This is a genomic window from Novosphingobium aureum (assembly GCF_015865035.1).
GTDB lineage: Bacteria > Pseudomonadota > Alphaproteobacteria > Sphingomonadales > Sphingomonadaceae > Novosphingobium > Novosphingobium aureum.
This window is the reverse complement of the sequence record NZ_JADZGI010000002.1, coordinates 436,863-455,788: the sequence shown is the minus strand read 5'-3', so window position 1 is coordinate 455,788 and position 18,926 is coordinate 436,863. Positions and strand designations below refer to the sequence as shown.

Sequence of the window (18,926 nt, the reverse complement as noted above, 5' to 3'; positions counted from 1 at the left end):
CTTGCGGGCTTGCGTCCTCAGCGCCAGTCGCGCCATGAGCGGGACAGCTGGCCCGCGCAGTTGATTATCCCGACAAGTGAATAGGTCTGCGGGAAGTTCCCCCAGAGCTCGCCGGTCTCGAAGTCCATGTCCTCCGACAGGAGGCCCGACTTCGTGCGGTGCGACAGCATCGTCTCGAACAGACGGCGCGCCTCGTCGTCCTGGCCGGATCGGTGCAGGGCCTCGATCAGCCAGAAAGTGCAGATGTTGAAGGCGGTCTCGGGCAGCCCGAAATCGTCCTCGTTGGCATAGCGCAACATGTGTTCGCCGCGCCGCAAGGTGTGCTGCACCGCGTTGAGCGTTGCCTTGAAGCGCGGATCGTCGGCTTCCACGAAGCGCAGTTCCACCATCTGCAGCAAGCTGGCATCGAGCTGGTCGCCGCCGAACGAGGCGGCATAATGCCCGCCCGCGCCACCGTCGTCAAAGTCGGGGCCGGCAAGCTCGTGCCATGCGCCTTCCTCGATGTTCTTGCGGATGGTGTCGGCGCGTTCGCGCCACAGGGCCTCGCGATCGTTCAGGCCGAGGTGCGCAGCGGCATTGGCGATGCGATCGCAGGCCGCCCAGCTCATCACGCTGGAGTAAGTGTGCACCGCCGTGCGCGTGCGCAGTTCCCACAGGCCCGCGTCGGGCTGGTCGTGCGTCTTCCATGCCATCTCGCCGACGCGCTCGAGGCTTTCGAAGTCCTCGCGATTGGCCATGCGCACGAGACGCAGGTCCGAGAATGCCTGTATCGAGGGCAGCACGATCTGGCCGTAGCAGTCGTTCTGGATCTGGTAGTAGGCGGCATTGCCCACGCGCACCGGGCCCATGCCGCGATAGCCGCAAAGGTTGTGCGCCTCCCACTCGATGATTTCCTTGGCACCGCTTACCGCATAGAGCGGCTGGATGGCTCCGCCTTCGGCATCGTCGACGATATTGCGCAGGTAGCCCAGGTACTTCTCGAGGACGTCGAGTGCGCCGAGGTGGTTGAGGGCCTGCACCGTATAGTAGGCGTCGCGGATCCAGCAGTAGCGGTAGTCCCAGTTGCGCTGCGAGTGCGGCGCTTCGGGGATCGAGGTCGTCAGTGCAGCGACGATCGCGCCGGTTTCCTCATGCTGGCACAGCTTGAGCGTGATCGCCGCGCGGATCACCGCCTCCTGCCAGTCGAGCGGGGTGGCGAGCGAGCGCACCCAGTTGCCCCAGTAGGCATCGGTCAGCTCGCGCATGCGTTCCAGTTCATGCTCGACGTTGCCATTGAACGGCTCGTCGGGGCCGAGGAAGAAGTGCAGCGGGCGCTCGAGCCGGAAATAGCGCTCGTCGAGCACGTAGCCGACCGGGGCATCGGTGGTGAGGCGCAGCGTGTTGCGCTCGACCAGATAGCGGATGTGGTTGGAGCCGCGAGTGACTTCGGCGATCTGCGCGCCATAGCCGCTCATCGGCGTGAGCACGACCTTGAGCCGGGGCGAGCCGCGCACGGGCTTGACGATGCGCGCATATGCGACCGGGCGATAGGTGCGGCCCGAGCGCTCGAAGCGCGGGCAGAAGTCGATGACCTCGACCACGCCGCCCCCGGCATCCTCGAGCCGGGTAACCAGGATCGGGGTATTGCGTACGTAGTGCTGGCTGACAGAGACCTGGTTTTCGAGCTCGAAGCGCCAGGTGCCCGCGTCCTGTCCCTTGTCGCCGCGCATGAGTGCGCAAAACGTCGGGTCGCCGTCGACGCGAGGGACGCAGCCCCACACCAGAGCGCCTCGCGTATCGATCAGGCCGTTCACCTGGCAATTGCCGATGGGCCACAATTCGAGGGAGGAATGTTCGGCTCCGGCGGCTGTCCCCTCGCAATCCGGTGTGCTGCGTAAGGGGACTTCGGTTTCCGACTTGGTCTGTCCGCTGGCCGTCATTGGTTGTGTCCTGCCTCCGTCCGGGAGTTGCTGGGGGTCGTTTCAGGGTCCGTGTGCGTCGAGGCCGGGCTGGCGCCGGTGGCCAGGGCTTCGGCCAGCCAGTCGTGGACTGCGTCCACTCCGGCAAGGCGCCAGCGCGCCGCGGTCTCGCGCAGTGGGCCGACGAGCACGCCGCACCCGGCAAAGCGTGCCATTTCCTTGAAGGCGTCCTCGTCGGTCACGTCGTCGCCCAGGAACATCGGCTCGGTACCCGCGAAGAGGTCGGATTGCATGAACCGTGTAACGGCCGAGCCCTTGTCCGATCCGGGCATGACCAGTTCGATCACCTGCTTGCCGTGCTTGAGCTTGAGGCCATCGCTTTCGGCGATGGCGGTCGCACATGCGAGCAGACCTTCGAGTGCCTCGGGATGGCGCCGGTAATGGACCGCGACCGAGTAGGGCTTGGGCTCGACAAGCAGGCCGCCGTTGTCGCTGGCGAACCGGGAGAGCCGTTCGACCACGCTGTCGTCGAGCGGATCGGCGAGCGGATGGACCTCGCGGCTTCCGGCGGGGCGAAACTCGCCCCCGTGGGAGCCGGCCATGGCGACGTCGATCGGGCCGAGCATGGTCTCCAGTGCGGCAAGCGAGCGGCCGCTGACGATCGCGAGGCGCCCGTCGAGCTCGCACGAAAGCCTCGCCAGCATGGCGCCGAGGTCAGCCGGCACGATCACTTCGTCGGGGTGGTCGGCGATTTCCACGAGGGTGCCGTCGAAATCGAGAAACAGGGCGGTCTGCGGGCTGAGGCGCAGGGCAGGGGGCCGGGGAAGATCGCCCGTTTGCGCGGCGGCTTCGCTCGGCGATGGACTCTCGCTTGGATCGGTCATCGGTTCCAGTCTTGCACCATATCTTGACATTGACCACCCCAAAAGGCCGGCGCGGCCTAACCAGTCGGGGGTAGGGCCAAGGCTTGTCCGGGCCGCGAAAGTGGCGGTTCGAGCACCAGCAACGAGCGGTCGGGCGCACGGTTCCGCCGCAGCGCACCATTGGGGGTGGCGGTGTGCGGCTGGAGGCGGCGCGGGGTTGAAACCTGTGCTGCTAAGTGGAAAAGGGCTCGCGTTCCCGCCCGTCGGCATGCGCCGTCGCGGCAGCGAAGGAGGCAGCGATTTCATTTCCGGACATCCTTCCGCCCGCGGTGCGGGGCTGGCTTGCCCCGCTCGAGCTGTTCGAAGGCACCCTGACCGGGGCCATCGCCGTGCTGATCGGCCTGTGCATCGTTGCCGGTCTGGCCAACTGGCTGGCCAAGAAGCTGGTGATCCATCCCGTCGAGCGCGTGATCGACCGCACCCCGCTGCGCAACGAGGCGAACGACGTGCGCGCGCTGGTGACGCACCTCGCCAACATCGTGCCGGCAGTGATCATCCTGCAGGGCGTCACCGTGTTCGCGGCGCTGCCCGATACGCTGGTGGTGGTGGTCCGGGCGCTGGCGATGGCGTGGATCGTGCTGACGATCGCCCGCGCGCTCGGCGACCTGCTCGATCTCGCCAACGATGCTTACGAGCTCAAGCCCGAGGCGGCGAGCCGGCCGATCAAGGGATATGTCCAGATCGGCAAGATCCTGATCTACGCCGCTGCGGCGCTGCTCATCGTGGCGATACTGATCGGTCAGTCGCCGCTGATCCTGCTCTCGGGTCTCGGTGCGGCTGCCGCGGTGCTGATGCTGGTGTTCCGCGACACGATCCTTTCGCTCGTCGCCTCGGTGCAGCTGCGTTCGAACGACATGATCCGGGTTGGCGACTGGATCGAGATGCCCCAGCTCAATGCCGATGGCGACGTGATCGACATCGCCTTGCACACGGTCAAGGTGCAGAACTTCGACAAGACCGTCACCTCGATCCCGACGGCCAAGCTGATCACCGAGTCCTTCCGCAACTGGCGCCACATGCGCGAGTGGGGCGGTCGGCGGATCATGCGTGCGCTGCCGATCGACCAGACGAGCGCGGGCTTTCTCACCCGCGCGCAGTGGGAAGAGCTGCGCCGCTTCGCGATCCTGCGGCCCTACATGGCCGAAAAGGAAGCCGAGCTGGAGGCCTGGAACGCCGAGCACGCGGGCGAGGAGGATGAGGAAGGGCTGCACGCGGTCAATCGCCGCCGCCCGACCAATCTGGGCACGTTCCGCGCCTACATCGCTGCCTATCTCAAGGCCCATCCCCGCGTCGCCGATCGCGGTACGCTGCTGGTACGCCAGCTCGATCCGACCGAGAAGGGCCTGCCGCTTCAGGTCTACTGCTTCACCACCACGACCGACTGGGGCGAATACGAGGCGATCCAAGCGGACATCTTCGATCATTTGCTCGCGATCCTGCCGCGCTTTGGCCTCAGGCTCTACCAGCAGCCGGGCGGCGGTGATCTCGCGCAGGGCTTTGCGATGCTGGCGGCCCGCGATGCCGGTCCGGCGCCATCGTCCGCGCTCCCCGCGGCGGACTGAAATACATCCGTTTCGACGCTTCATCGGGAAGCTGTGCACAACGCCTTCGCGCTATGGCACGGGCCCGGCAATGGTGCGAAAGGGGGCTTCATGAAAAAGATCGTTGCGTTTGATCTCGACGGGACGCTGGCGCTGAGCAAGCAGCCGCTCACCGACGAGATGGCGGGGCTTCTCGCACAGCTTCTCACCGTGGCGCAGGTCGCCGTCATCTCGGGTGGCGACTGGCCGCAGTTCGACAAGCAGGTCGCCTCGCGCCTGCCGGCCGATGCCGACGTCTCGCGCCTGTGGATGATGCCGACCAGCGGGGCCAAGCTCTATCTTCACAAGCAGGGCGTCTGGTCGCCGGTCTATGCCGAACTGTTCACCGAGGAACAAAAGCGCGAAATCCTCGAGGCCTTCGACGCGGCGCTCGAGGCGACCGGCTTCACGCCCGAACAGACCTGGGGCGAACGGATCGAGGATCGCGGCAGCCAGATCACCTTTTCCGCGCTCGGCCAGCAGGCGCCGATCGAGGCCAAGGAAGTCTGGGACCCGGATTTCGCCAAGCGCAAGGTAATCCAGGCCGATCTCAAGCAGCGCCTGCCCGGCGTCTCGATCAACCTGGGCGGCGCAACTTCGGTCGACGTGACGCAGCCAGGCGTGGACAAGGCATGGGGCCTGAAGCGTCTGGCCGAGCATTCGGGCGTCGCGGAGGCCGAGATGCTGTTCATCGGCGATGCCATCTTTCCCGGCGGTAACGACTATCCGGCCAAGGCCATGGGTCTCGACACCGTGTGCGTGCGCGACCCGGCAGATACGGCCAATGTCATCGCGGCGATCATCGCCTGCCAGAAGGCGGGGTAAAGGGAAGGGGAATGCGTGAAGGCCGGACCTTGACCGTTCCTGCGCCGTGCTGACGGAGCCGGTCGCGCAGTGCCCGCCTTCTACCTGACCTTGCTTGCGGTGCTGCTCGCCGGGATAGGCGGGCGCGACCAGCAGACCGTTGCGGGGCTCGTCCAGCGGCAGGGCGCGCGGCCCGGCGTGTTGATCGTCGCCATCGTCAGCAGCTTGCTGGTCTGCGTTGCTGCGATCTGGTTCGCGCGGTTCATGCTGACCACGTTGCCGCCACCTGCCCGAGCCATCTTCGGCGCTATCGCGCTGGGCCTCGCGGGGGCGGAATCGCTGTTGCTCGCGCCGCGCCGAAAGCCTGTGGAGCCGACCAATTCGCTTGGTGCGCTCGCGCTAGTTCTGCTCGCCCAGCAGGTGAGCGATGCACCGCGCTTCCTGCTCGTCGGCATGGCCGTCGCCATGGGCGCGCCCTACGCTGCCGGGGCTGCGGGTGCGTTCGGCACGCTTGCTCTCGTCGGCCTTGCCTGGGCCCTTCCGGAGCTTGTGCTCGATGGCAAGGTGCGTTGGGCGCGGCGCGCGGCGGGCGGGGTCCTGCTGCTCGTCGCGAGCTTCATCGCCTTGTCGCAAATGGGAATTCTGTGATCGGAAAAACCGATTGAAACAAACCTTTCTGATTTGTGTTTTAGTCCATAGATTGCACTTAGCGACACATAAAGACACCTAAGGAAGGGATCCGAGAATGACCGCCAAGGACAACGTGCAGGGCGCCCTGATCGACAGCCTCAACGGGCTGCTTGCCGACACCTTCGCTCTCTACATCAAGACCAAGAACTTTCACTGGCACGTGAAGGGGCCGCAGTTTCGCGACCTTCACCTGCTGTTCGACGAGCAGGCCGGCCAGGTCCAGGCCCTCATCGACGACATTGCCGAGCGCGTGCGAAAGCAGGGCGGCAAGACCCTGACCAGCCCCGATTCGATCGTCGCCAAGACCAAGATCGCCGCACAGGATTCGACCGATCTCGATGCGATGGCCATGGTCAAGGAACTGATGGAAGACAATCTCGCCTACGTAACGCGGCTGCGCGAGGTCAAGGCAGCGGCTGGCGAGGCGGGCGACAACGCCACCGACGGTATCGTCGATGACTGGACCGACCAGGCCGAGGAACGCGCGTGGTTCCTGCGCGAGATTATCGCCTGATCGTCGCTTTCCAGCGATTCCAAAGATACGAAGGGCTGTACGGGCAGGTGTTCGTACAGCCCTTCGTGCGTTGTGGTGAGCGCGTTCGCGGGCCATCGGGACGGGAAGCCGATGCGTGCCGGACATCTGCACGAAGGCGCTTGGCGCGAGGGGGCGATCTCGGCTAGGCACGCCCGATGCCTGATATCGAGATCATCGAGAACGCCGACAATGCCGCCATTGCCGAGTGGTTCGGCCAGCGGCTGGTCGCAGCGCTCGGCGTCGCGCCGCAAGTTGCCATAACAGTGCCGGGCGGCTCCACCCCGTTCCCGATCTTCGACATCCTCGCCGGGATGGACCTGCCGTGGGAACGCATCAGCGTGTGGCCGGGCGACGACCGGATCGTCGAGGAGGACCATGCCGCGAGCAACGTCGGCAAGATCCGCGCCCGGCTCGAACCGGTCGGCGCAAGGATCGTCCCGCTCGCGCTGGACCTCGAGCCCCCGCACTTCGCCATCGCCTGGATGGGCATGGGGGCGGACGGACATATCGCCTCGCTGTTCCCCAACACCGATCCGCAGATCGATGACCCCCAGACGGTGCGTCGCCTGACCCCCGACCCGCTGCCGCCCGAGGCGCCGTTCGACCGGCTGACGCTCACCATGCCCGCGCTGCGCAACAGCGACGAGGTCATGTTCGTGATCCGCGGCGAGGACAAGCGCGCGGTGCTCGATGCCGCCATCGCCGGGGAGCACGACCTGCCCATCGCCCGCTTTCTCAAGTCGGCGACCGGCAAGGTCACCTGTTTCTGTTGAACCTGCTCGATCGCCTGCTTCCCGCGCCGCTGCACAGGGTGCTGATCCGCCTGGCGCACGCTGCGCGCACCCAGGTGTGGAAGCTGCGCCGTTCCAGCCTCGACGGTGTGCGGGTACTTGCGCTCGACCCGCAAGGGCGGGTGCTGCTGGTGCGCCATTCCTACGGTTCGGACAGGTGGATGCCGCCCGGCGGGGGCATGAAGCGCGGCGAGGACCCGGTGCCCACCGGCGCACGCGAATTGCTCGAGGAGACGGCCTGCACGCTCCACGATGGGCGCCTGATCGCGGTCAGCGGCGAGGACCTGCACGGCGCGCGTAACTTCGTGAACGTGGTTGCCGGCCATACCCGCGACACCCCCGTGGCCGATCGTCGCGAGATCATCGAGGCGCGCTTCTTTGCGCTCGACGCCTTGCCCGAACACATGTCGCCGCGCTTGCGCTCGCTGGTTGTCGACTGGCTCGTCGAGGCCGGTCTTGCCGAGCGCGAGGCGGGCCCGGTCTAGAATTCTAGAACAGGCTGAGCTGGTCTGCCCTTTGCTGCCCGGGGGGCTTTTCATCCTTGGTCGTGCCTTCCAGCGCCGAGAGCGTCAGCCCCATTAGCCGGACCGGCTGGGGCAGGGGCATGAGTTCCTCGAGCAGCGCATGGCCGATTGCCGCGAACTGCGCCTTGTCGGCTATGCGCGGGCTGACCGAGCGCGCCCGGGTGAGCGTGGTGAAATCGGCATGGCGCAGCTTGAGCGTGACGGTGCGCCCACTCGCCTGCGCGCGCTCGATCCGCTCCCAGACGATCTCGACGATCTGATCGAGCGTCTCGCGCAGGGCGTCGGGCGCCTCGATGTTCTCGTGGAAGGTGCGCTCGCCTCCGACCGACTTGCGCGGTCGGTTGGCGCGAACCTGGCGCAGGTCCACGCCGCGTGCGGCCCGAAAGAGGTATTCGGCAAAGCTGCCGAAGTGGGCGCGCAGGAAGGCGAGGTCGCGCGCGGCGAGGTCGGCGCCGGTCTCGATGCCGAGTCGCGCCATCTTTTCCGCGCCGCGTGGGCCAACGCCGTGAAAGCGGCGCACCGGCAGGCCTGCGACGAAGTTGGCGCCCTCTCCGGGGCGGATCACGCATAGCCCGTCGGGCTTGTTCTGGTCGCTGGCGAGCTTGGCGAGAAACTTGTTGTAGGAAACCCCGGCGCTCGCGGTCAGGCCGGTTTCCTGTCGGATGCGCGCGCGGATCTGCTCGGCGATCCGCGTGGCCGAGCCGATGCCCTTGAGGTCGGCGGTGACGTCGAGATAGGCCTCGTCGAGCGAGAGCGGCTCGACATGCGGGGTATAGTCGAGGAAGATCGCCCGGATTTGCTGGCTGACCGCCCGGTAGACTTCGAAACGGGGCTTGCGCAGGATCAGGTCGGGGCACTGGCGCAGTGCGCGCGAGGTCGGCATGGCCGAGCGCACCCCGAAGGCGCGCGCCTCGTAGCTGGCCGCAGCGACCACGCCGCGCCCCGAGGTCCCGCCTACTGCCAGCGGTTTTCCGCGCAATTCGGGATCGTCGCGCTGCTCCACACTGGCGAAGAAGGCATCCATGTCGACATGGATGATCTTGCGCAGTCCCGCCTCGTCGTCTGCTTCGGGGGCATCTTCTCCGACATGCGAAGACATTACGGATATACCGGCGGATCGGTCGTGAAAAGCGCCATCTCTATATCGAATCTGCTAGCCTAGCGTTCGCGCTTGCGGCATGCGCGGGAAATGGATTCCTCGCAAGACACTACCGGCAAGTTCCCCATGGGGCAGGTCGAATTCGTGGCGCTGATGGCCTCGATGCAGGCGCTCATGGCCTTGTCGATCGACGTCATGCTGCCAGCCCTGGGTGCCATTTCGAAAGACCTGGGCGTCTCCGATCCCAACCAGCGCCAGCTGATCATCGGCGTGTTCATGGTGTTCGCGGGCATCGGCTCGCTGTTCCCCGGAGCACTGGCGGACCGCTTTGGTCGCCGCCGCGTGGTGCTGGTCGCGGCCTTCCTCTACATCCTGTTCGCCTTCGTCTGCTCGATCGCGGGCAGTTTCGAGCTGCTGCTCGTCTCGCGCGCGTGCCTTGGCTTCGTGACCTCGACGATGATGGTCATGCCGATGACGATCCTGCGAGACCGATACGAGGGCGACATGATGGCCCGCACCCAGTCGCTTGTCGCAACGACCTTCATGGTCGTGCCGATGATCGCGCCGATGGTCGGGCAGGCGGTGATGCTGGTCGCCGGGTGGCGCTGGATCTTCGGGGTTACCTGCGCGATGGGCGTGCTGGTCTTCATCTGGGTGGCCATGCGCCTGCCCGAAACGCTCGATCCCGACAACAGGCAGGAAATCCGTCCCAAGGTCATCTTCGGCAACATGGGGCTTGCGCTGCGCGAAAAATCCTCGCTCGGCTATTTCCTCGGTGCAGCGCTCGTCCAAGCGGGTCTGTTCGGCTACCTCAACAGCGCGCAGCAGCTCGTCGGGGAGCAGCTCGGGGCGGGTTCGCTGTTCCCGGTCCTGTTCGGGCTCATGGCGCTGATCATGGCCGGGACCAACTTCATCAACGCGCGGATCGTCGTTGCCTTCGGTGCGCGGCGCGTATCGCACGCGGCGCTGCTGTTCTTCATCGTCATGGGGGCGGTGCACTGGGTAGTGGCGCTCAGCGGGCGGGAAACCTTGTGGATGTTCATTCCGCTGATGACGCTGTCGATGTGCATGCTCAGCTTCATCGCAGCGAACTTTCAGGCGATCTCGCTGCAGCCCTTCGCCCGCATTGCGGGTGCTGCGGCCTCGGTCATGTCCTTCGTGCGCATGGTGATGGGTTCGCTGCTGGGTTCGGCGATCGGGCTCGCCTACGATGGCAGCGCGGTGCCGATCACCGCAGCGATGACCGGCTTTGGCCTGCTGGCCCTGCTGCTGGTGCTCTATTCAGAGCAGGGACGTCTGTTCCGCCGGGTCAATCCGCCCGAATACTACCGCGCCAACAAGCCGCAGCCGCCCGCTCCGCACTGATCGGATTGGCTGGCAGGCGGCCTGCCGGAGCGTCTGTAGCTACCTATAAGCCGCGCTTGCCGCGGAACAGCTGGACGAGGCCGACGATCACGGCGAGCACCAGCAGGATGTGGATCAGCGCACCTGTGACCTTGAAGACGAGAAAACCGAGCAGCCACAATACGATGAGGATGCCGACGATGGTCATGAGCATGGGACGTGCCTTTCGCGAGAGGTGAGGTCGTGCAACGCATGGGCACGGGCATGGCTGCAGGAAAAGGCAGATGCGTGGTCGCGCTGCGACCCTGCCGTCGTATGTGGCAACCGGGTGATGGCATGACGCTTGTTGCAGGGGCGTGCGGCGCTATGCACCAGACAGCGACCGCGAATCGCCCCCTTGTCGAGCATCTCGCTACGGCTCTTCGGGACGCACCGGGCCTTACGCGCATCGCGATACCGGCATGGCCTGTGTTCGCCAGCAGCGGGCACTTGCGGCAATGCGATCACTAGCCATCTGTCCTGTGACCATGGCTGTTCCCGATCGATCCAGATGCTCCGATCCCTCCCGACTGCAGGCCTTGCTGCGCGAGATCGAGGCGTGTCGTCTTTGTCGCGAAGTACTCGCGCACGAGCCGCGGCCGGTGGTGCAGGCCGGCGCGGGCGCGCGTATACTGGTGATCGGCCAGGCACCGGGCAGCAAGGTCCACGCCAGTGGCCTCGCGTGGGACGACGATAGCGGCGACCGGCTTCGGGAATGGACCGGACTGACGAAGCCGGAATTCTATGATCCCGAACAGGTCGCGCATATGCCCAGTGGCTTTTGCTACCCCGGCCGTGCGAGCGGAGGTGATCTGCCGCCTCGGCCCGAGTGCGCGCCCTTGTGGCACGGGCGCCTGCGCGCCGAACTGCCAGAGGTACGCCTTACCTTGCTCGTGGGGCGGTATGCCCAGAAACGCTATCTGCCGCGCGGGTTCGCCCGCACGCTCACCGAGGCGGTGGAGCGCTGGGGCGGGGCTCCGGCAGGCGTGATCCCGCTGCCGCACCCGGCCTGGCGCAGCCGCCTGTGGATGGCGCGCCATCCTTGGTTCGAGAGCGAGGTCCTGCCCGCCTTGCGCGCCGCTGTGCGCGATGCGCTGAGCAACGCCGATCCATAGGTTCAGAAGGTATAGGCTATGCCCACGCCGCCCATCAGCTGCGTCGCCTTGCCACGCAGGTCGGTATAGGGCGTGTCGGCCCCGTCGTTCAGCATGCGCGAGTAATTGGCGAGAACGAACGTCGCGAAACCGCCGTCGCGAACATCGCCGGACAGGTCCCAAGTAACGATCGTGCCGAAGTTGACCTTGTCCCAGCCGCCTTTCGCGTCGAATTGCGGCAAGCCGCTGGCGCTGCTCTGCCCGGGCGTGACCGAGTAGTAGTAGCGGGCATAGTCGTCATCGACATGGCGTGCGCTGGCCTGGACAGCGATGAGCAGCGCAGGGCTAAGCGGGGTGACGTAGCTGACCTGGGGACGCCAGACCATGCCGGAATAGGCGCCTGCAACGTCCCACTTCACGTCGGCCGCGAAGCTTAGCGAATCGTATCTGTGCAGCAGGCGGTTGATCCGTACGCCTCCGCTCGCGCCGACTTCGACCGCCATGTCGAGCTTGCCTGCGGCGCGCACCACCGGGTCCTTGATCCGCCGCGCGCGGTTGAGCTTGATGCCGACCAGTGGGCCGGCAGAAAAGTCGACTTTCTGTCCACGCTTGTCAGTCAGCAGGTCGAGCGCGATGCCGCCCTGGCGCGGGTTGATGTCGACCCCGCCCAGACGCCCGCGCACGATCGGGAAGGCAGTGACCACGTGGTCGTCCGAGCCTTCGTAACTGGGCATGAGGATCGCACCGACCCCGACCGAGATATTGTCGCGGAAGAGGATGGAATCCTCGGGCGAAGGACGCGCGCCGTCGAAATCGTCCTGCGCCAATGCGGGAGCAGCGAGCCCGCCGCCCAGCGCTGCGAGGCCGATGGCGAAGCGGCGAAAGGCGTGAAATCGGTGATGCAGCATCGGAGTCCCCCGGGCGATATGGTCGCGTCTTGCGGCACGCGCCTGTGCCGTGCCTCTTGCACCGTCAAACGTACCATTGTCGCAAATGTTTCGGTCGTGAACCTTTTGTGACCCGCAGCGAGGGCGCGCGAAATCTGCGCGCGGCGACCATGCCGCCGGACCCTTGCATCGGCTTCGATGCCCGGGAATTAGCGCTCGGGCAGGGTCTCGTTGCCTTCGCCCAGTGCGCGCTGCATCAGGAACACGTCGATCCACTGCCCATGCTTCCACCCGGCACCTTCGAGCGTGCCTACCGGACGGTAGCCCGCGCGGGCGTGGAGTACGACCGAGGCTGGCTCGGACGAGGCGATCACGGCGAAGGCCTGACGGTAGCCGCGTGCTTCGCATTCTTCGATCAGGGCGGTGATCAGGCTCGAGCCGATGCCGCGCCCGAGACTGTCCGGGCGAACGTAGATCGTGGTCTCGACGCTGTAGAGATAGCCCATGCGCGGACCGTAGCGATGGGCATAGCCGAACCCCAGCACCTTGCCTTCATCGTTGCGCGAGACGAGAAAGGGGTAGCCCGCATCCGTGATCTCCTGCATACGGCGCCGGGTCTCATCCAGGCTCGTCGGCTCGGTTTCGAAAGTCGCCGTGCTTTCCAGTACATAGTGTGAAAAGATCTCGGCGATGGCCGGGGCATCCTCCAAGGAAGCAAGATCGACGGTGAGTTCTTGTTCTGTCATCTTGGCGACAATGCCGCAAAGCAGCATCGATGCCAAGTTGCCGACCCTGAGACTGGATCCTAATTGGTTTGACGATGTCCGGAAAAAACCCTGACCCCTGCGCCGGAGCCATGCCCGCCTTGATCGTCGTCGGCGGCGGGCTGGCCGGTGCGCTGATCACGCTGGCGATGGCGCGCTGGCGGCCCGAACTGCGGGTCGAGCTGATCGAGGCGGGAGAGCGGATCGGCGGCGAGCACGTGTGGTCGTTCTTCGCCAGCGATGTCGATGAAGCGCACCGCGCGCTGGTCGAGCCACTCATCGCAAGTCGCTGGGATGGCTACGATGTCACCTTTCCGGGCTACACCCGCAGCCTTTCCACGGCCTATGCGAGCGTGACCAGCGCCAGCCTCGATGCGGCGATTCGCGATGCCTTGCCCGCCAGTGCCCTGCATACCGGCGTGAAGGTGCGCGCACTCGGGACGACCTGGGTCGAACTCGAGGACGGGACGCGGCGCGAGGCCGGCGGCGTCATCGATGCGCGCGGCAGTCACGGTCTCGCGCATATGGCGGGTGGCTGGCAAAAATTCATGGGGCAGACGCTGCGCCTCGCCGCACCGCACGGGCTCACTCGTCCGGTGGTGATGGATGCCCGGGTCGAGCAGCTCGATGGCTACCGCTTCGTCTATTGCCTGCCGTTCTCGCAGACGCAGGTCTTCGTCGAGGATACTTACTATTCCGATGATCCCGGGCTCGACCTGCCTGTTCTTCGTGAGCGCATTGGCGCTTATGCAAAGGCGCGGGGCTGGCAGGTCGAGGCGGTCGACTATGAGGAAACGGGGGTGCTGCCGGTGATCGCCAGAGGTGATTTCGCGCGGTTCTGGCAGGGCGATGTCGCACGTGCCGGTGTGCGCGCCGCTCTGGTGCAGCCGCTGACCTCGTATTCGTTGCCCGACGCCGTGCGTTTTGCAGCGCACCTCACCACACTCGACAATCTCTCGGGCGAGCGCCTAGGAAGGACAAGTCATGACTGGGCCGCAAACCACTGGCGCGAGGGGCGCTTCTACCGCATGTTGAGCACGATGCTATTCGGTGCCGCACCCCCGCAGGAGCGCTGGCGTATGCTGGCGCGCTTCTACAAGCTCCCCGAACCGTTGATCGAGCGTTTCTACGCCGGGCGCTCGACGCTGGCCGACATGGCGCGCGTACTGGTCGGCAAGCCGCCGGTGCCTATCGGCGCTGCCGTGGCCGCGCTTGCCGGTCGCGGCCGTGTTCTGGCTGACCTCGATCCGCGCGGCGCAGGAGAGGTCGCATGAAGCGGGCTTGCGTCGTCGGCGCCGGTTTCGGCGGGCTTGCCCTCGCCATCCGCCTGCAGAGCGCCGGGATCGAGACCACTGTGGTCGAGGCCCGCGACAAGCCGGGCGGGCGTGCCTACGTGTGGGAGCGCGATGGCTTCACCTTCGATGCCGGACCCACCGTCATCACCGATCCCGACTGCCTGCGCGAACTTTGGCACGCGGCGGGGCACGACATGGCCGACGACGTCGAGCTCATGCCGGTCATGCCGTTCTACCGGCTCAACTGGCCCGACGGCGTCACTTTCGACTATTCGAACGATGAACCGGCCCTCCACCGCGAGATCGCGCGCATCGCGCCGCAGGACCTTGGTGGCTACGACGAGTTCCTGCGATATGCCGCAGGCGTGTGGCAGGAAGGCTACGTCAAGCTCGGCCACGAGGCCTTCCTCGACTTCTCCTCAATGATCAAGGCAGCGCCTGCGCTGGCGCGCTACCAGGCCTGGCGCTCGGTCTATTCGGTGGTCTCGAGCTACGTGAAGGACGAGCACCTGCGCGAGGCGCTCTCGTTCCACACGCTGCTGGTCGGCGGCAATCCGATGAAGACCAGCGCGATCTATGCCCTGATCCACAAGCTGGAGAAGGACGGCGGCGTGTGGTGGGCCAAGGGCGGCACCAATCGCCTCGTCGCCGGCATGGTCGCGCTGTTCGAGCGTATCGGCGGCAAGGTACGCCTCGGCGACAAGGTCGTGCAGATCCACACGCTCGGCGATCTCGTCACCGAGGTAGAGTGCGAGAGCGGCTGGAAGGAACGCTTCGACGCGGTCGCCAGCAACGGTGATATCATGCACACGTACCGCGACCTGCTTTCCGAGAACCGTCGCGGCCCCGCCATGGCCAAGAAGCTGGCGCGCAAGCGCTTCTCTCCAAGCCTGTTCGTCGTCCACTTCGGGCTCGAGGGTACCTGGCCGGGCATCCCGCACCACACCATCCTGTTCGGGCCGCGCTACAAGGGGCTGCTCGACGACATCTACGAGCATGGCGTGCTGCCGCAGGATTTCTCGATCTACCTGCACCATCCCACCGTCACCGATCCCTCGATGGCGCCGCCGGGCAAGAGCACTTTCTACGCGCTCATTCCCGTTGCGCACAAAGGCAAGCTGCCGATCGACTGGGACGAGGTCGGGCCGCTGCTCGAAAAGCGCGTACTGGCCGAAGTCGGACGCCGGCTGGTGCCCGACATTGAAGACCGCATCGTCACCAAGTTCCACTACACGCCGAACAACTTCGAGCACGATCTCGCGGCGTGGAAGGGCAGCGCCTTCAGTCTCGAACCGCTCTTGACGCAAAGCGCCTATTTCCGCGGCCACAACCGCGACGACGCACTGCGCAACCTCTATCTTGTCGGCGCGGGCACGCATCCGGGTGCGGGCATCCCGGGCGTCGTTGGCAGTGCCAAGGCGACCGCCAAGCTGATGCTCGAGGGGCTGCGATGAGAGCGCGCGAACTGGCCGCATTGCGCCAGGGCTGGGGCTGGAGCGGCGTCGATTTCGTCGAGATCGAGGCGCATTCGCTCTTCGGCCATGTCCTCGCGATCGATGCGCTTGGGGTCTACCACTATCTCGATCCCGAGCTGCTCTCGCTCGAGCGGCTCGGCGACGAGAAGGCCGCGCAGGCGCACATGGCGCTGCGCGAAACGCAGATCATCTGGCGCGCCGATGCCCACGTCGAGGCAGCGACCGAGCGTCTGGGCGCCACTCTGGTAGGCGAGGTCTACGGCTTCCAGCCCAAGGCGCTGGTCGAGGGCGATTATGCGACGGACAACATGATCCGCCTGCCGCTCGCCGAATATATCCGCTTCACTGGCGATCTCGCCAATCAGATCAAGGACCTGCCCGAAGGGGCGCAGGTCAGCATCAAGGTTACGGACTGAACACGATGAAACGTCTCGCTGTCTACTGCGGCTCGGCAACGCCTGCCGATCCCCGCTACATCGAACTGGCCCGCGAAGTCGGCTCGACGCTGGCGCAGCAGGGTATCGGCGTCGTCTATGGCGGTGGCCGGCTCGGGCTGATGGGGGCGCTCGCCTCCAGCGCTCTCGCGGCCGGGGGCGAGGTCATCGGGGTCATCCCCGAGGCGCTGACCGGCGCTCGCGGGCAAGGTGGCGAAGTCGCCAACCACGACTGCACCGAGCTGCACATCGTTGCCGACATGCACGAGCGCAAGGCTGCCTTCACCCGTCTCTCCGACGGCTTCGTGGTGCTGCCTGGCGGCGTTGGCACCATGGACGAGTTGTGGGAGGCGGTGAGCTGGGCGCAGCTGGGCTATCACGAGAAGCCGATCGGCGTGCTCAATGCCTTCGGTTTCTACGACGGCCTGCTCGCCTTCAACCGCCACATGGCCGAAGTCGGCTTCGTGCGTCCCGCGCATCACGGCATCATCATGGCCGAGACCGAGCTCGACCTGCTGCTCACCCGCATGCGGGCGCACGAGCCGATCGTGCCGATCGTCAAGATGGACCCGAAGACCCTGTGAGGGCTGGCCGTCGTGGCATCTGAACGCGCTACCCTCGTCGCAGCCGCGCACAAGGCGATCCGCCGAGGCTCGAAGAGCTTCGCGGCAGCCAGCCGCCTGTTCGACCGCACCACGCGCGAACGGGTCTGGCTGCTCTATGCCTGGTGCCGGGCCTGCGACGACATCGCCGACGAACAGGACCATGGCCGTGCGCTCGAGGCGGCCCCGCCGGGAACCCGGCTCGATCCCGAATCGCGCCTCGCCACGATCCGCACCCTGACCGAGCTGGCCATGGCCGGGCAGAAGACCGGTTCGATGGCCTTCGATGCCCTGGGCCAGCTCATGCGCGAGGTGCCGATCACGCCCGCGATGATCGAGGATGTGGTGGCCGGCTTCGCGCTCGATGCGGACGAATGGCGCCCGCGCAGCGAGGTCGACATGCTGCGCTATTGCTATCACGTGGCAGGGGCCGTGGGCGTGCTCATGGCGGTGGTCATGGGAGTGCCGACCGATCCCGCCGACGAGGCGGCGCAGGACACGCTCGATCGCGCCTGTGACCTCGGCCTTGCCTTCCAGCTCTCCAACATCGTGCGCGATGTCTGGGAAGACGATGCCGAAGGCCGGTGCTATTTGCCGGTCGAATGGCTGGTCGAGGCCGACATTCCCCCCGGCGAGGTGACCAAGCCGCACTACCGCGACCGGCTGGTGCCCATGGTGGCGCATGCCTGCACGCTGGCGCGCGGCTACGAGGCCTCGGCGCGCATGGGCGCGGCGAGACTCGCCTTCCGCCAGCGCTGGGCAGTGCTGGCCGCGGCCAATATCTACGGCGGCATCGGCCGTGAGGTCGAGCGTCTGGGCGCCCATGCCTGGGACCACCGTGTCAGCACCACCAAGGCGCAGAAGCTGCGCTTCGTCGCCAGTGCGCTGAGCGAGGCGCGTGCGCAGGCCCCTGTCGCGGTCGAGCGCCCCGGCCCCTCGCGGCGCGAACTAGCCGAGCTCGCCCGCAAGCGGTGAAGACCTGCCCGCGCAGGCGCGATCGCTTGTTTGATCGCGCGCAAGGCGCTGGACAGGCGAGGGGCGCATGATCCAGTCTGTCTTCCGATAAGAGGGGAGAAGACGCGATGATGCCGGATCTTTCGCAGGCGCCTGCCTGGACGGCGATTTTCCTGGGGCTGTTTGCACTGTTCGCCGGGATCGGCGAACTGCGCAAGCCGGGGCACTGGCATGCACTGATCGGCGAGATCGTCGAATCGCCCGCGCTCCAGATGATTACCGGCCTGCTCGAGCTGTTCCTGGGCGCGGTGATCTATCTCGCCAACCCCTGGGCCTCGCCCGACTGGCTATCCAGCCTGCTGAGCGTGGTTGGCGGGCTGATGTGCATCGAGGCGCTGGTCGTGCTGGCCTTTTCCGACGTCTATCTCGCCTTCTGGGTGCGGCGCTTCGGCCCGCTCTCGAAGCTCTGGTGCTGGACCTCGATCGTTCTGGGCGCAGCCTTCATCGTGATTGGTGGCCTGCACTTCTGAGTGCTGGCTAGCGCTCGACCATGCGCATGAGCGAGGACGAATAGGGCTGGACGAGCGCGCTCGCACGGTCCCAGCCGCCACGCAGCCACAGATCGTGCGAGGCCGCATCGCCGGGCAGGATCACCGGCATCGTCTCGCGGCCCTGCGCGCGCAGTTCGGCATTGGCCGGGCAGGTGACGAGCGCAAAGGACGGGACCTCGCTGTCCTTCCATACCCCGGCCATGGCGAAGACCGGCTGGTCGGTGCAGGCAAACCAGCACTGGCGCCGCTTGCCGTCGGTCGGGGACACGCGCCCCCATTCCATGAAGCTGGTGGCGGGCACGAGGCAGCGGAACTCGCTGTTGCGCAAGTTGCCGATCCAGAACGGGCTTTCGAGATTGCGCACGCTGGCAATGCCGTAGGTCGGGGCATCGTGCACCGATGGCGGCGGGGGCACGCCCCATAGCCGGGGCACCATGCGGCGCGGCTGGCGGGTCTGCGGGCGGGCGCCCGCGACCTGCTCGCGCCCGGCGGTGATGACAGGTGCAAAGCCCCCCGGCGCGACATGGCCGCCGCTCCACGGATCGTCGCGCGAATTGGTCGCAAAGGCGCGCGCGACGGCGGGTGCGGGGGCATCGAGACGGTAGAGCATCGGCATGGCGGTCTTCGCGCATCGCGCTGGGCG

21 protein-coding genes are annotated in these 18,926 nt (G+C 66.3%); 14 read left to right on the top strand and 7 right to left on the bottom strand.

Annotation, left to right across the window (positions count from 1 at the left end):
• Positions 1 to 17: 17 nt before the first annotated feature.
• Both I5E68_RS15310 and otsB read right to left on the bottom strand, forming a co-directional pair.
• Positions 18 to 1,919, bottom strand: coding sequence for a glycoside hydrolase family 15 protein (locus tag I5E68_RS15310; protein ID WP_197165521.1), 1,902 nt, complete (start codon positions 1,917 to 1,919; stop codon positions 18 to 20).
• Complete coding sequence (gene otsB, locus I5E68_RS15305; protein ID WP_197165520.1) at positions 1,916 to 2,782, bottom strand: trehalose-phosphatase; 867 nt, start codon at positions 2,780 to 2,782, stop codon at positions 1,916 to 1,918. The genes I5E68_RS15310 and otsB overlap by 4 nt, the downstream gene beginning before the upstream one ends.
• Positions 2,783 to 3,090: 308 nt before the next feature.
• On the opposite strand from otsB, the gene I5E68_RS15300 reads away from it, so the two are divergent.
• The 6 genes from I5E68_RS15300 (at position 3,091) to I5E68_RS15275 (ending at position 7,706) form a co-directional block, all read left to right on the top strand.
• Positions 3,091 to 4,383 (top strand): mechanosensitive ion channel family protein, encoded by a 1,293-nt coding sequence (locus I5E68_RS15300; RefSeq protein ID WP_323982186.1) that lies wholly within the window; start codon positions 3,091 to 3,093, stop codon positions 4,381 to 4,383.
• Between the two features lie 90 nt (positions 4,384 to 4,473).
• Complete coding sequence (locus tag I5E68_RS15295) at positions 4,474 to 5,226, top strand: HAD-IIB family hydrolase (protein WP_197165515.1); 753 nt, start codon at positions 4,474 to 4,476, stop codon at positions 5,224 to 5,226.
• Between the two features lie 69 nt (positions 5,227 to 5,295).
• Positions 5,296 to 5,853: a hypothetical protein gene (locus I5E68_RS15290; RefSeq protein WP_197165512.1), complete on the top strand. Its 558-nt coding sequence runs from the start codon at positions 5,296 to 5,298 to the stop codon at positions 5,851 to 5,853.
• Between the two features lie 97 nt (positions 5,854 to 5,950).
• A complete protein-coding gene (locus I5E68_RS15285; RefSeq protein WP_197165510.1) occupies positions 5,951 to 6,409 on the top strand; it encodes a Dps family protein in 459 nt (152 codons plus the stop codon).
• 176 nt (positions 6,410 to 6,585) lie between these two features.
• Positions 6,586 to 7,203: a 6-phosphogluconolactonase gene (locus I5E68_RS15280; RefSeq protein ID WP_197165508.1), complete on the top strand. Its 618-nt coding sequence runs from the start codon at positions 6,586 to 6,588 to the stop codon at positions 7,201 to 7,203.
• Positions 7,200 to 7,706 carry an NUDIX domain-containing protein gene (locus tag I5E68_RS15275; protein WP_197165507.1) on the top strand — a complete coding sequence of 169 codons (507 nt, stop codon included), beginning with the start codon at positions 7,200 to 7,202 and terminating at the stop codon, positions 7,704 to 7,706. The genes I5E68_RS15280 and I5E68_RS15275 overlap by 4 nt, the downstream gene beginning before the upstream one ends.
• 4 nt (positions 7,707 to 7,710) lie before the next feature.
• On the opposite strand, the gene dinB is transcribed toward I5E68_RS15275, so the two are convergent.
• On the bottom strand, positions 7,711 to 8,844 hold the full coding sequence (gene dinB, locus I5E68_RS15270; protein WP_197165506.1) for a DNA polymerase IV: 1,134 nt from the start codon (positions 8,842 to 8,844) through the stop codon (positions 7,711 to 7,713).
• Positions 8,845 to 8,934: 90 nt separating this feature from the next.
• Between dinB and I5E68_RS15265 the strand changes: the two genes are divergently transcribed.
• The gene (locus I5E68_RS15265) at positions 8,935 to 10,209 is read left to right on the top strand and encodes a multidrug effflux MFS transporter (RefSeq protein WP_197165501.1); all 1,275 of its coding nucleotides are present in this window, start codon (positions 8,935 to 8,937) and stop codon (positions 10,207 to 10,209) included.
• Positions 10,210 to 10,252: 43 nt separating this feature from the next.
• Here the strand turns inward: I5E68_RS15265 and I5E68_RS15260 are convergent, their stop codons facing one another.
• The gene (locus I5E68_RS15260; RefSeq protein WP_197165499.1) at positions 10,253 to 10,402 is read right to left on the bottom strand and encodes a lmo0937 family membrane protein; all 150 of its coding nucleotides are present in this window, start codon (positions 10,400 to 10,402) and stop codon (positions 10,253 to 10,255) included.
• 313 nt (positions 10,403 to 10,715) lie between these two features.
• Between I5E68_RS15260 and I5E68_RS15255 the strand changes: the two genes are divergently transcribed.
• Positions 10,716 to 11,342, top strand: a complete 627-nt coding sequence (locus tag I5E68_RS15255) for a uracil-DNA glycosylase family protein (protein WP_197165497.1) — start codon at positions 10,716 to 10,718, stop codon at positions 11,340 to 11,342.
• A gap of 2 nt (positions 11,343 to 11,344) precedes the next feature.
• Here the strand turns inward: I5E68_RS15255 and I5E68_RS15250 are convergent, their stop codons facing one another.
• The gene (locus I5E68_RS15250; RefSeq protein ID WP_197165495.1) at positions 11,345 to 12,229 is read right to left on the bottom strand and encodes a MipA/OmpV family protein; all 885 of its coding nucleotides are present in this window, start codon (positions 12,227 to 12,229) and stop codon (positions 11,345 to 11,347) included.
• 188 nt (positions 12,230 to 12,417) lie between these two features.
• Complete coding sequence (locus tag I5E68_RS15245) at positions 12,418 to 12,954, bottom strand: GNAT family N-acetyltransferase (protein ID WP_197165493.1); 537 nt, start codon at positions 12,952 to 12,954, stop codon at positions 12,418 to 12,420.
• A gap of 110 nt (positions 12,955 to 13,064) precedes the next feature.
• Between I5E68_RS15245 and crtY the strand changes: the two genes are divergently transcribed.
• The 6 genes from crtY (at position 13,065) to I5E68_RS15215 (ending at position 18,262) form a co-directional block, all read left to right on the top strand.
• Positions 13,065 to 14,246 carry a lycopene beta-cyclase CrtY gene (crtY, locus tag I5E68_RS15240; protein WP_228727222.1) on the top strand — a complete coding sequence of 394 codons (1,182 nt, stop codon included), beginning with the start codon at positions 13,065 to 13,067 and terminating at the stop codon, positions 14,244 to 14,246.
• Positions 14,243 to 15,721 carry a phytoene desaturase gene (locus I5E68_RS15235; protein ID WP_197165489.1) on the top strand — a complete coding sequence of 493 codons (1,479 nt, stop codon included), beginning with the start codon at positions 14,243 to 14,245 and terminating at the stop codon, positions 15,719 to 15,721. Before crtY ends, I5E68_RS15235 begins: the two co-directional genes overlap by 4 nt.
• Complete coding sequence (locus I5E68_RS15230; protein WP_197165487.1) at positions 15,718 to 16,158, top strand: hypothetical protein; 441 nt, start codon at positions 15,718 to 15,720, stop codon at positions 16,156 to 16,158. Before I5E68_RS15235 ends, I5E68_RS15230 begins: the two co-directional genes overlap by 4 nt.
• A 5-nt stretch (positions 16,159 to 16,163) precedes the next feature.
• Positions 16,164 to 16,760, top strand: coding sequence for an LOG family protein (locus I5E68_RS15225; protein ID WP_197165486.1), 597 nt, complete (start codon positions 16,164 to 16,166; stop codon positions 16,758 to 16,760).
• 12 nt (positions 16,761 to 16,772) lie between these two features.
• A complete protein-coding gene (locus tag I5E68_RS15220) occupies positions 16,773 to 17,753 on the top strand; it encodes a phytoene/squalene synthase family protein (RefSeq protein ID WP_197165485.1) in 981 nt (326 codons plus the stop codon).
• Between the two features lie 107 nt (positions 17,754 to 17,860).
• Positions 17,861 to 18,262 (top strand): hypothetical protein, encoded by a 402-nt coding sequence (locus I5E68_RS15215; RefSeq protein WP_228727221.1) that lies wholly within the window; start codon positions 17,861 to 17,863, stop codon positions 18,260 to 18,262.
• A 7-nt stretch (positions 18,263 to 18,269) separates the two neighbouring features.
• On the opposite strand, the gene I5E68_RS15210 is transcribed toward I5E68_RS15215, so the two are convergent.
• Complete coding sequence (locus I5E68_RS15210) at positions 18,270 to 18,899, bottom strand: SOS response-associated peptidase family protein (RefSeq protein WP_228727220.1); 630 nt, start codon at positions 18,897 to 18,899, stop codon at positions 18,270 to 18,272.
• Positions 18,900 to 18,926 lie beyond the last annotated feature (27 nt).